Source organism: Thalassospira sp. HJ (assembly GCF_000948415.1).
Classification (GTDB): domain Bacteria; phylum Pseudomonadota; class Alphaproteobacteria; order Rhodospirillales; family Thalassospiraceae; genus Thalassospira.
Window position 1 is genome coordinate 60,220 of sequence record NZ_JYII01000007.1, and the last position, 12,963, is coordinate 73,182.

Annotated in this window: 9 protein-coding genes; 6 read left to right on the forward strand and 3 right to left on the reverse strand. The window is 55.6% G+C overall.

The window, feature by feature from the left end:
- Window positions 1–176: 176 nt before the first annotated feature.
- Window positions 177–1,241, reverse strand: a complete 1,065-nt coding sequence (locus UF64_RS04270; RefSeq protein WP_152630599.1) for a hypothetical protein — start codon at window positions 1,239–1,241, stop codon at window positions 177–179.
- 121 nt (window positions 1,242–1,362) lie between these two features.
- A complete protein-coding gene (locus UF64_RS04275; protein WP_044827393.1) occupies window positions 1,363–2,349 on the reverse strand; it encodes a LysR family transcriptional regulator in 987 nt (328 codons plus the stop codon).
- Between the two features lie 231 nt (window positions 2,350–2,580).
- Here UF64_RS04275 and chvE point away from each other — a divergent pair, with 231 nt between their 5' ends.
- The 4 genes from chvE to araD all read left to right on the forward strand — a co-directional run bounded on the left by chvE (window position 2,581) and on the right by araD (window position 8,418).
- Window positions 2,581–3,660: a multiple monosaccharide ABC transporter substrate-binding protein gene (gene chvE, locus UF64_RS04280; protein WP_044827394.1), complete on the forward strand. Its 1,080-nt coding sequence runs from the start codon at window positions 2,581–2,583 to the stop codon at window positions 3,658–3,660.
- A 122-nt stretch (window positions 3,661–3,782) separates the two neighbouring features.
- Complete coding sequence (gene mmsA, locus UF64_RS04285) at window positions 3,783–5,306, forward strand: multiple monosaccharide ABC transporter ATP-binding protein (protein WP_044827395.1); 1,524 nt, start codon at window positions 3,783–3,785, stop codon at window positions 5,304–5,306.
- A 10-nt stretch (window positions 5,307–5,316) separates the two neighbouring features.
- Entirely contained in the window at window positions 5,317–6,501 is a 1,185-nt protein-coding gene (gene mmsB, locus UF64_RS04290) for a multiple monosaccharide ABC transporter permease (protein ID WP_044827396.1), read from the forward strand.
- A 168-nt stretch (window positions 6,502–6,669) separates the two neighbouring features.
- On the forward strand, window positions 6,670–8,418 hold the full coding sequence (gene araD, locus UF64_RS04295) for an L-arabinonate dehydratase (RefSeq protein ID WP_044827397.1): 1,749 nt from the start codon (window positions 6,670–6,672) through the stop codon (window positions 8,416–8,418).
- 81 nt (window positions 8,419–8,499) lie between these two features.
- On the opposite strand, the gene UF64_RS04300 is transcribed toward araD, so the two are convergent.
- A complete protein-coding gene (locus UF64_RS04300; RefSeq protein ID WP_044827398.1) occupies window positions 8,500–9,171 on the reverse strand; it encodes an HAD family hydrolase in 672 nt (223 codons plus the stop codon).
- Between the two features lie 520 nt (window positions 9,172–9,691).
- Here UF64_RS04300 and glmU point away from each other — a divergent pair.
- Both glmU and glmS read left to right on the forward strand, forming a co-directional pair.
- On the forward strand, window positions 9,692–11,035 hold the full coding sequence (glmU, locus tag UF64_RS04305) for a bifunctional UDP-N-acetylglucosamine diphosphorylase/glucosamine-1-phosphate N-acetyltransferase GlmU (protein WP_044827399.1): 1,344 nt from the start codon (window positions 9,692–9,694) through the stop codon (window positions 11,033–11,035).
- An 82-nt stretch (window positions 11,036–11,117) separates the two neighbouring features.
- Entirely contained in the window at window positions 11,118–12,941 is a 1,824-nt protein-coding gene (glmS, locus tag UF64_RS04310; protein ID WP_044827400.1) for a glutamine--fructose-6-phosphate transaminase (isomerizing), read from the forward strand.
- Window positions 12,942–12,963: the final 22 nt, after the last annotated feature.

Genomic DNA, 12,963 nt, shown 5'->3' on the forward strand with positions numbered 1-12,963 from the left:
GTGTTCGTGTCTCCGCAAGCACGCCGTTCTGGTCGGGCTTTGCGGCAAGGGGATGGCAATATTGTTGTTGGTTTTGGGTGTTGCGCCGTTAGCGCAAGACCGGCTTTTTACCGGCTTGGTCGGGCAAGTCAACGGCAAAGAAAAGGCAAGGGCGGGGCAGTGTGCCGAGCGCGTGTTTAAGCGCAGCCTTCGATCAATGTAATCGCATCTGTTCCGGCGTGAATGGCAATGACGGTGCCGTTTTCATCAATCTCGAACCGGATGCCGCGCGTTTGGGCGTCATCCTGCCACCAGGTGATGTATTTCCCGGTCGGGCCAAGATATTCGTGCTCTTCCTCGATTAATTTCTGACCGCTAAAGGCGGCATAAACGTCATCACGGGTCGAGCCGATTGAAAGCCCGTTTGATGTGCGCACAAGGCTGGTGGCGACATCGTGCTCGTCACCATAAAGCGAAACGCGTGCAAGGCTGCCATCAAGGATCATGTAACCCAGTCCGAACGGATCAAGCTCGCGCTGAAGATAGGTGCAGCTTTCATCATCCCCGGCAATGAAGGCATCAAGCCGCGGGCCGATGGCCTTGCGCAACTCAGTGTCGCTCATGCCAATCCGGGCCGGGCCATAACCCTGTTCCGACAAAACAGCAAGGCGGGTGGCGATGGCGTCGGTGATGGCAAGATCAATGATCGCCGTGCTGCCGTCATAGCGGATTTTACCCGGTGTCACCGTCTGATGCAGATGAACCTGTGGCCAGCTGTTGCCGCCAACCCAGTCAGTAGGAAACAGAAGGTTGGTTTCAGGTTGCAGGCACAGTTGGTCGGCCTTGCTCAACACATCCTTATGCCGTGCCTTCACGACCAGCGGGATATCCATGCAGATCGTCTGTGGGACATCTTCCATCCAGCTGACCGGGATGCCCGGATCATCGCACGTTTCGGGATCGGGGCGCAGTTCGCAATAGGGCGGGACAATATTGTCCATGACGAAATCAAGCCGCATCGGACCTTTGCCCGCGGTGAAGACAAGGGTTTCAAGCGCCTCTTCATCGGGCTCAAGCCATTCAAAATGATTGATCGCCCAGGCGGTTGTTGCACGCATGTCCATGACCGCCAAGGTCGTATGCCCGTCCGGCTCTGACAAATCATTCAGGCTGTCATTGCTTTCAGTGCCAAGCGCGCTCGTCGCCAGCAAGGGCGCACAAGCGACAATCAGGGTGCTGAGATATCGAACGCCTATGGGCATGCTTTACCTTTGGTCACAACATGTCTTGTTTTGTCTCAGAAGCTTACGCCAGTTTTCGGGCGGCGCACAGCGCAAACAACAGTGCAAACAATTGCATTGTTAAAGCTCCAGTTGCGTGGGCCTAACCCTGTGGTTTTTCGATGCGGGCAAGGATATGGTCGGACACCAGCTGTGCCGATGGCGAAAGCCGATGGCCGCGTGCGGTAATCAGGCTATAGGGTTTGATTTCAATCGCGCTATCAAATGGCAGTTCGGTAATCAGCCCGCCACTGGTCAGAAGGGTTGTGACTTCCTCCGCCATCGGCGCGATGGCGTTGGTATCGGCCAAGGTCGCCAGCGTCACCAGAAGGGATGCCGAGTTCAAGCTTGAATGCGGCAGAGGCAGGTGACGCGAAATAAACACATCCTCGATCGTGCGGCGCATCAGGTTGCCCGGCGGTGGCAGGATCCATTCAAACTGCGCCAGCCGTGCCAGTGTGATCGGCTTGTTGCCCTTAAGCAGCGGATGGCCAGTGCGGACCATCAGGCGGATTTTCTCGCTCCTGATTTCGCGGATGTTAAACAGGCGCGGGTCCATGTCCTCGGGCACGCGGCCAATGACAAAGTCATGATCACCGGCAAGCAAGTCCTTGATCAGCAAATGCGATGGTCCGACCCCGACATGGGCTTCAAGCAGGGAATTGACCGCCTGAACGCTGCGGATCGCGGGCACCACCAAATCAACTGCGGCCGCCGTCACAGCCCCGACAAAGACCGTGCCGCCACCATGTTTGATATCTTCGATCTCGCGTTCGGCTTCGCGGATTTCAATCAGCATGCTGCGCGCGCGCCTTGCAAGGGCGCGACCGGCATTGGTCATTTCGATCCCGCGCGGACTTCGCACGCATAAGCGGGCTTCAAGAATCGATTCCATTTCAGATAGCAAACGCGATGCAGCCGGTTGTGATGTTTTCAACATTTCGGCCGCCAGACTGATCTGGCCGGTTTCTTCCATCGCGACAATCATGCGCAGGTGACTGAGTTTCAAGCCACGCTGAAACAGGTTCCCTGACCGGAAAAGCAGGGATTTCGCGGAGCTGAGCGGTTGTTGCGGTGATGTTTTGGCCATCTGGGGTCCTCCCGTATGGCGCGATTTTAGTATATCAATTTTGATATGCAAGTTTCGAAATTGTTTATTTGATTGTTATGTAACGCGTCGGAATAATGGCGCCGTGTCCTTTGGGAAAGGGGATGCACATCAATTGAAAACAAGACACGACGTATGCGGGCCAAGAATGCCTGTCAAAGTCGGGCGTAAATAAAAATGGCTGGTATGCCGTGTCTTTTAGGGAGGATAGCTATGAAACGTCTCAGTGCCGTAATGGCAGGGGTCGCCTTTGGCGCGGCCGCAATGATGAGCCCGATGCTTTCGGGTGGTTACGCCCATGCCGCCGACAAAGGCTATGTAGGGATCGCAATGCCGACCAAATCTTCGTCGCGTTGGATTTCCGATGGTAATTCCATGGTCGAGCAGTTTGAAGCAGCCGGGTACAAAACCGACCTTCAATATGCCGAAGATGATATTCCAAACCAGCTGTCCCAGATCGAGAACATGATCGTCAAAGGCGTTGATGTTCTGGTGATCGCAGCGATTGACGGCACCACGCTTTCGAATGCGCTGGAAAACGCAGCCGCAGCAGGCATCAAGGTGTTTGCCTATGACCGCCTGATCGTCGAAAGCCCGAATGTCGATTACTATTCCACCTTTGATAACTTCAAGGTTGGCGTGCAGCAGGCAACCTCGCTGGTTGATGGCCTGATTGCATCGGGCGAGCCGCCCTATAACGTTGAGCTGTTCGGCGGGTCGCCGGACGATAACAATGCGTATTTCTTCTATAATGGCGCGATGTCGATCCTGCAGCCGCTGATCGACGAAGGCACCATCGTGATCAAGTCCGGCCAGATGGGTATGGACACCGTTGGTACGCTTCGTTGGGACGGTGCCGTCGCACAGGCGCGTATGGATAACCTTCTGTCGGCACATTACACCGACGAAGAAGTTGATGGCGTCCTTTCGCCGTATGATGGCCTGTCGATCGGTATCCTGTCATCGCTTAAGGGCGTTGGCTATGGTTCCGGCGATACCAAAATGCCGATCGTAACCGGTCAGGATGCGGAACTGCCGTCGGTCAAGTCGATCCTTGCTGACGAACAGTATTCCACCATCTTCAAGGACACCCGCGAACTGGCCCGTGTCACCGTTTCGATGGTTGACAGCGTTCTTGCAGGCGAAAAGCCGACCATTAACGACACCAGCACCTATAACAACGGTGTCAAAGTTGTTCCTTCCTATCTGCTTGAGCCGATCATGGTCGACAAATCCAACTGGGAAGAAATCCTGGTCGGATCCGGCTATTACAGCAAAGAAGACGTGCAGTAAGCACAACGGCGTAGACGGCCCCGGCGCATTTGCCGGGGTCGCGTTTCCGAGGGACTTTCGGAAAACAAAGACCAAAGCAGATCAAGGCGCGGCTGGCTTGCCAGCGGCAGTGGGAGGACCGGATGGATACCATCCTGGAAATGAAGAACATCACCAAGACCTTTCCGGGTGTGAAAGCGTTGGATGATGTCAGCCTGAAAGTGGAACGTGGTGAAATCCACGCCCTTTGCGGCGAAAACGGTGCCGGAAAATCCACGCTGATGAAGGTGTTAAGCGGGGTTTACCCGCATGGAACCTATGACGGTGACATCCTTTATGATGGCGGGGTACAGGAATTCAAGGATATCCGCGACAGTGAAGATCGCGGGATTATCATCATTCATCAGGAGCTGGCCCTTGTGCCGCTTCTCTCGATTGCAGAGAACATCTTTCTGGGCAACGAAGTCAGTGAAAACGGGGTTGTGAACTGGCCTGCGACCTTTGCGCGCACCGGTGAGTTGCTTCAGAAAGTCGGTTTGAAAGAAAACCCGGCGACCCTTGTGACCAATATCGGGGTTGGCAAGCAGCAACTGGTCGAAATTGCCAAGGCACTGTCGAAAAAGGTGAAGCTGCTGATCCTTGATGAGCCGACAGCAAGTCTTCAGGAAAATGACAGTCAAAAGCTTCTGGACCTGTTGCTGGAATTCAAGGCGCAGGGCATTACCTCGATCCTGATTTCGCACAAGCTTAATGAGATCAACAGGGTTGCGGACCGCATCACCATCATTCGCGATGGCAAGGCGATTTCGACCCTGGATGCCCGCGGCGGCACGATCACCGAAGACGATATCGTCAAGGACATGGTCGGGCGCGACATGGCGCATCGTTATCCGGATCGCACGCCAAATATCAGCTCCGAAAAACTGATGGAAGTCCGCAACTGGTCGGCTACCCATCCGCTGCATCCCGAACGCAAGGTCGTTGATAACGTCAATATCGACGTTGCGGCCGGTGAGGTTGTCGGCATTGCCGGGTTGATGGGGGCAGGGCGTACCGAACTTGCCATGAGCATCTTTGGTCAGTCCTACGGCACCGATATTTCCGGCGAGGTGTTGCTACGTGGCAAGCCGATTGATGTGTCGACCGTGGAAAAGGCGATTGCATCGGGTTTGGCCTATGTCACCGAAGACCGCAAGGAAATGGGTCTGATCCTTGAAGAAAGTATCACGACCAACATCACGCTCGCCAATCTGCCCGGTGTGTCTGAAAACGGTGTTCTGAACGAAGGGGCAGAGCGATCTGTCGCCGAGGAATACCGTGGCAAGATCAACATCCGCACCCCCAATGTCGCGCAAAAGGTCATGAACCTTTCCGGTGGCAATCAGCAGAAAGTCGTTCTGTCGAAATGGCTGTTTGCGGCCCCGGAAGTGCTCATTCTGGATGAGCCGACGCGCGGCATCGATGTCGGGGCGAAATACGAGATTTATACGATTATCAACCAACTGGCAGCCGACGGTAAGGGGGTCATCATGATCTCGTCGGAAATGCCGGAGCTTCTGGGCATGTGCGATCGCATCTACGTCATGAACGAGGGTGAGATCAAAGGGCAGCTTGCGGCAAAGGACGCAAGCCAGGAAGCAATCATGCGCATGATCCTGAAGGCGTGAGGAACGGACAATGACGGATACTGATACCAAATCAATCGGCTACTATCTGCGCACCCATATCCGGGAATACGGCATGGTTGTTGCGCTGGTTGCCATTCTGGCCTTCTTCCAGGTCCTGACCGACGGCATCATGCTCAAACCGGTCAACCTGACCAACCTGTTCCTGCAAAACAGCTACATCATCATCATGGCAGTCGGCATGCTGCTGGTTATTGTCGGCGGCAATATTGACCTTTCGGTCGGTTCAGTCGTCGGTTTCATCGGCGCGCTGGCTGCGGTGATGATCGTCAATTGGGATTTGCCAACCGCCTTTGTCATTCCGGTTTGTCTGATTGCCGGTGCGATCATTGGCGCGGCGCAAGGGTATTGGGTCGCCTATTGGCGCATTCCATCCTTTATCGTGACGCTGGCGGGTATGCTGGTCTTCAAGGGCCTGACGCTGGCCCTTCTGGGCGGGGCATCGGTCGGGCCGTTCCCGGATGGTTTCCAGGCGATGTCTTCGGGCTTTATCCCGGACTTCTTTGGCGGCTTGATCGAGGGGCGCTTTAACCTGTTTTCCATGTCGCTTGGTGTGGCTTTGGCTGCGATCCTTCCGATCCTGGGCTTACGCGCACGTGCCAAACAGGCGAAGTTTGCCGCGGTCGAAGAACCGATGGCAGTGTTTGTGACCAAGCATGCGGTGGCCGGTCTTGCGATCCTGTTTGTCACCTATCTGCTGTCGACCTATCGCGGCTTGCCAAACATTCTGGTGATCATGGCGCTTCTGATCGCGATCTTTACCTTTATCACCAACTCAACGACGCTCGGTCGTCGGATCTATGCGCTGGGCGGTAATGAAAAGGCCGCCAAGCTGTCGGGCATCAATACCAAGCGCCTGACCTTCTTTACCTTTGCCAATATGGGCATGCTTGCAGCCCTGGCCGGGCTGGTCTTTGCTGCGCGTCTGAATACGGCGACGCCCAAAGCCGGTCTTGCGTTCGAGCTTGATGTGATTGCCGCTGTCTTCATCGGTGGCGCATCGATGTCGGGCGGGGTTGGCAAGGTGATCGGTGCTGTGGTTGGTGCACTGATCATGGGTGTCATGAATAACGGGATGTCGATTATCGGTGTCGGAATTGACTGGCAACAGGTGATCAAGGGCCTTGTGCTTTTGGCTGCCGTGATCTTCGACGTCTACAACAAAAACAAGGCGTAACAACATGTTGACGCGGAACGATACGCACCGGGCTGAAAACATCCGGTTTGACCTTACTGGGTTTTCCGGGCTGGTTGCTGGTGCGTGTCGTTCAAAGTCCTGTGTGCGGTCGTCCCAACCGCACATGACCGGATCCGTCACGATAATAAGTCAAAAAGGAAAACGGGCATGACGAAGTTCAAACCGGCACCCTGGCCGCGTACCCTGCGGTCACAAGAAGGTTGGTTCGGCGGAACCAGCAAGGACAATATCTATCACCGCAGCTGGATGAAGAACCAGGGTTTGCCATCGGATCTGTTTGACGGACGTCCGGTGATTGGCATTTGTAACACCTGGTCAGAACTTACCCCATGTAACGCCCATTTGCGTGATCTGGCCGAACGGGTCAAACACGGTATTTACGAGGCCGGTGGTCTGCCGCTGGAATTCCCGGTTTTTTCGACCGGTGAAAGCACGCTTCGCCCGACCGCGATGATGTTCCGCAACCTTGCCGCCATGGATGTCGAGGAAATGCTGCGCGGAACACCGCTTGATGGCGTTGTCCTGATGGTCGGTTGCGATAAAACCACGCCGTCACTTTTGATGGGCGCGGCCAGTGTTGATATCCCGGCCATCGTCGTTACCGGCGGCCCGATGCTTAATGGCAAGTGGCGCGGTGAAGACATTGGTTCAGGCACCTCGCTCTGGCAGCTTGCCGAGGCCCGCAAGGCTGGCAAGATCAGCACCGAGGATTTCCTCGAAGCCGAAATCGCCATGTCGCGATCGCCCGGATCATGCAACACCATGGGTACGGCATCGACCATGGCCAGCATGGCAGAAGCCCTTGGTATGGCGCTTTCGGGCAATGCCGCCATTCCGGCCGTCGACAGCCGTCGTCGCGTCATGGCGCATGTCACGGGACGTCGCATCGTTCAGATGGTCAAGGATGACCTCAAGCCGTCTGATGTCATGACCAAGGAGGCCTTTGAGAACGCCATTCGTGTCAATGGTGCGATTGGTGGCTCGACCAATGCGGTGATCCATCTTCTGGCGATTGCCGGACGTGTTGGCATTGATCTTTCGCTTGATGACTGGGACCGGTTGGGCCGCGATATCCCGACGATCGTCAACCTGCAGCCATCGGGTGACTACCTGATGGAGGAATTCTTCTATTCCGGTGGTCTACCTGTGGTGATCAAGGCGTTGGGTGAGGCCGGAAAGCTTCATAACGATGCCCTGACCGTATCGGGTGAAACGATGTGGGATCAGGTCAAGGATGTTCGCAACTGGAATGAGGACGTCATTCGCCCGTTCGAAAAGGCCCTGACCGCCAGCGGCGGCATCGCCGTGGTCAAGGGTAACCTTGCGCCGAATGGTGCGGTGCTTAAGCCCTCTGCAGCCACCCCGGAACTTCTGACCCATCGTGGCCGGGCTGTGGTGTTTGAAGACATCGATGATTACAAGGCCAAGATCTATGACGAGAACCTTGATATCGATGAAACCTGCATCATGGTTCTGAAAAACTGCGGCCCGAAAGGCTACCCGGGCATGGCAGAAGTCGGCAATATGGGCCTGCCGCCCAAGGTGCTGCGCAAGGGTATCACCGATATGGTCCGCATTTCAGATGCGCGCATGAGTGGCACGGCATACGGCACAGTCGTCCTGCATACCTCGCCCGAGGCCGCCGCAGGCGGGCCACTTGCCGTGGTGCAAAATGGCGACATGATCGAACTTGATGTGCCCAACCGCCGCCTGCATCTCGATATCAGCGACGCAGAACTCGCCCAGCGTCTGGCAGATTGGAAAACCACCGTTCCGGTCCCCGCCAGCGGCTATGCATCGCTCTATTACAAGTCCGTTATCGGTGCAGATCGCGGGGCCGACTTCGACTTCCTCGTCGGCCATCGCGGCAAGGAAATCCCGAAGGATAGCCACTAGGTTGCGTGGCGAAGTCCCGAAGACAACAAAACCGGCTGGTGCAGAAGTGCCAGCCGGTTTTTCGTTTCTAGGGCTCTGAGATTATCCGGCGATCTTATGGATCGCTTCCGGCATATCCTGATAGGCGGTGACAACCGCATCGGCGCCAAGCGAGTTGGCGCGAGCATCATCGACTTCCATGGCAACGGCAATCGCATGGATACCGGCTGCGCGGGCGGCATTCACATCATTGGCGTGATCGCCGACCATGATGGCGGTGTCGGCTGATTTATCAAAGCCAAGCCGCTCCAGCACAAATTCAAGGAAGCGACCATCCGGCTTTTTGACCTCAAAGCTGTTGCCGCCTGCGATGACGCTGAACAGACCCGCGACACCGAGTTTGGCGAGGATTGCCTTGCAGGGGGCTTCAGGTTTGTTGGACGCCAACGCAATCGTCCAGCCTTCAGATTTCAGTTCGTGCAAGACGCTTTCGGCATTTTCAAACAGGCGGGTATAGGCATAGTCGGTTTCGACGTAGCGGGTGTTGAAGTCGACATTAAGCTCATCAAGCATCGCATCAGAGGGTGTTTCACCGCGCGCAGTAAAGGCACGTTTGGTCAGCATCCAGGTACCATCGCCCAGCATTGCCTCGATATCATGGCGCACAAGCGGTTCATGCCCTTGGGCAGCCAGCAAGTCATTCATCGCAAACAGGATGTCATCGACCCCGTCAATCAGGGTGCCATCAAGGTCGAACAGGATGAATTTTGCCATCGGGTGGGGCTCCTTTGGAATGAATGGGTGGCAACGGTGGTGGCGGCCGGGTGGTTTATAGGAACTTAACAGAAAACGTGCCATTAGGGTCCAAACTCATTCACATAATCGTCCCGGTCACCCGGATTTGTGCGGATATGCGGAGGAAAATCGCCGGAAGATCTATATCTTGCAAGATTTTACGACAAAATAGCCCGTGCAAATCCGTGTGATCCGAAGGACAACTGATATGAGAGAAAGCCTCTGCGTCAAATCCCTTAACCGGGGATCACCCCGCTCTGCGGGCTTTTCCTTGCTTTTTCTCTCATATCAGTTGCCGGGGCGGTCATGTGAATGAGTTTGGACCCTAACAATCAGTAACATCTGCTAACAGCCGGTAACAAAACGTGATTCTTTATGGGCTTTTGCTTGAAAAGAATATGTTCTAAGACTTGCTGCGAATTGGATTATTTGCATCACACATCGATGTGATGGCGCTTTCAAAGGGGATGCTGCGCAATCGCAGCCAACAGGGAAATAGATGTCGCTTGAGCTAAGTGTTGTTGTTTTGGCCGCCGGGATGGGCACGCGCATGAAAAGCGCACTGCCCAAAGTCATGCACAAAGTCGCTGGCAAGCCGATGGTGGGGCATGTCATTGATACCGCAGCCCACCTGAATGCGACAAAAACCATGGTCGTTGTCGGTCCGGATATGCCGGACCTGATCAAGGCCGTGGCCCCGCATCCGACCTTTGAACAAACCGATCGCCTTGGTACTGCACATGCCGTTTTGGCTGCACGTGACGGCCTTTCGGGGCTTCGCGGCAATGTGTTGGTGCTTTATGCTGACAGCCCGCTATTCACCGCCGAAACGCTGGCCCGCCTTGTTGCCGCACGCGAAGAAAATGATCATGCCGTTGCGGTTCTGGGCTTCCGCCCGGAAGACCCGACCGGGTATGGCCGTTTGGTCACAGATCAGAACGGCAACCTGACCGCGATTGTTGAGGATAAGGAATGTGATGACGCGCAGCGTCAGATCAATTTCTGCAATTCGGGGGTGATGTGCTTCAAGGCCGAAGACATGATCGCAACCCTTGAGGCGATTGATAACGCCAATGCCAAGGGCGAGTATTACCTGACCGATGCGGTGGCAGTCGCACAAAAAAATGGTCAAAGCTGTGTCGCGGTCGAGGTCGATGAGGCAGAGACACTTGGTGTGAATTCCCGCACCCAGCTTGCCGTTGCCGAAGCCATCGTTCAAAACCGCCTGCGCGAAGCGGCCATGGCAGAGGGCGCGACCCTCGTTGATCCGTCATCGGTATTTTTGAGTGCCGATACCAAGCTTGGCCGTGACGTGATTGTTGAACCGAATGTGGTCTTTGGACCGGGTGTTACGGTTGGCGACAATGTCGTGATCAAGGCGTTTAGCCATCTTGAAAGCTGTGTCATTGGTGAAGGTGCCGATATCGGACCCTATGCCCGTTTGCGTCCGGGGGCTGAAATTGGTGCCGGTGCGAGGGTTGGCAACTTTGTCGAGATCAAGAAGGCCGTCGTCGAAGACGGGGCCAAGGTCAATCACCTGAGCTATATCGGCGACGCCCGTGTCGGTGCCAAGGCCAATATCGGTGCCGGCACGATCACGTGCAATTATGACGGTTTCCGTAAACAGCATACCGACATCGGGGCAGGGGCCTTTATCGGGTCAAACTCGTCGCTGGTGGCACCCGTCGAAATTGGCGATGGCGCGATTGTCGGGGCGGGCAGCACCGTGACTGGCAAGGTCGAAGCCGATGCACTGACCCTGACCCGGGCCGAACGGATCGAGAAAAAGGGTTGGGCGGCGAAGTTTCGCGAAAAGATGCGCGAGCTGACCGGCAAGAAATAGCCTGAAACAAAGTTAATGAAATTGCCACTCGCCAGTTGGGTGGCCGGAACGACACGCGATATAAGGCAGGAAGAAAACCAATATGTGCGGCATTATCGGGATTATCGGCAAAGACAGCGTTAGCGATCGCATTCTTGAAGGCCTAAAACGCCTTGAATATCGCGGTTATGACAGTGCCGGGATTGCGACCCTGGTCAATGGCGATATCGAGCGCCGCCGCGCAGAAGGCAAGCTGAACAATCTTGCCAATCGTTTGAGCGACCAACCGCTTGCCGGCAACGTTGGTATTGGCCACACCCGCTGGGCAACCCATGGTGTGCCGACCGAAAACAACGCCCATCCGCATACCGATGGCAAGGTTGCCGTGGTTCATAACGGCATCATCGAAAACTTCCAGGAAATCAAGGCAGAGCTTACTGCCAAGGGGCGTGTCTTTGCCACTGATACCGATACCGAGGTGGTCGTGCATCTGGTGTCTGATTTCCTGGATCAGGGCAAAAGCCCGCGTGACGCCGTGGCCGCGACCCTGCATCGCATCGAAGGTGCCTTTGCACTGGTAATCATGATTGCCGGTCAGCATGACGTCATCTTTGGCGCACGCCGTGGTACGCCGCTTGCCGTTGGTTTGGGCGAGGGCGAGATGTATCTTGGTTCGGACGCCATGGCGCTGTCGCACCTGACCAACAAGCTGATTTACCTTGAAGAAGGCGACTGGGTCGAAATGACCCGCGATAGCGTTCAGGTGCGCGATGAAAATGACGAAGACGTCACCCGCGAGACCAAGCTGTCGGCGGTTTCCGGCGCCATGATGGGCAAGGGAAACTATAATCACTTCATGCAGAAGGAAATCTTCGAGCAGCCTGCGGTGATTGGCGATACCCTGCATGCCTTCATCAATCCGGCGACCCAGACGATCAAACTGCCGGACATGCCGTTTTCCTTTGCCGATGCATCGCGCCTGACGATTGTTGCTTGCGGTACGTCCTATTACGCCGGTTTGGTGGCAAAGCATTGGGTGGAACGCTATGCCGGGCTCGGTGTGGATGTCGATGTTGCATCCGAATTCCGCTATCGCTGCCCGCCGCTGCCAAAGGGCGGTGTTGCCCTGTTTATTTCGCAGTCGGGCGAGACGCTTGATACTCTGGCTGCCCTTCGCTACGCCAAATCCAAAGGCCAGAAGATCGTTTCCATCGTTAACGTGCCCGAAAGCACGATTGCGCGCGAAAGTGACGTGGTGCTTCTGACCTATGCTGGACCGGAAATCGGGGTGGCGTCAACCAAGGCCTTTACCACACAGCTTACGGTTCTGGCCTGCCTTGCAGTGACCATTGGTCGCGAAAACGGCACACTTGCCAAGGACGAGGAAGCAGCGATTGTAACGGCCCTGACCGAGGTGCCGAAACATGCTGCCGAAGTCCTGCATCATGATGAAGCGCTCAAGCAGCTTGCCATTGATGTCGCCGATGCGCGCGATGTGCTTTATCTCGGTCGTGGTCTTGGCTATCCGATCGCGATGGAAGGGGCGCTCAAGCTCAAGGAAATTTCCTATATCCACGCCGAAGGTTATGCCGCGGGTGAAATGAAGCACGGCCCGATTGCCCTGATCGATCAGTCGGTTCCGATCATTGTCATTGCGCCGTCTGACGAACTGTTTGAAAAAACTGCCTCAAACATGCAGGAAGCGGCGGCACGTGGTGGCCGGGTGATCTTTATCTCGGATGCGCCGGGGCTTGCCAAGCTGGGTGATATGGCCTCTGCCACGGTGGAGCTTCCGAAGGTCGCCGACTTCGTCGCACCGATCCTGTACACCATCCCGGTGCAGATGCTAGCCTATCATGTTGCGGTTCACAAAGGCACGGATGTCGATCAGCCACGTAATCTCGCGAAATCAGTGACGGTTGAATAGAGGTACCCAAGAAGCCTTGTTT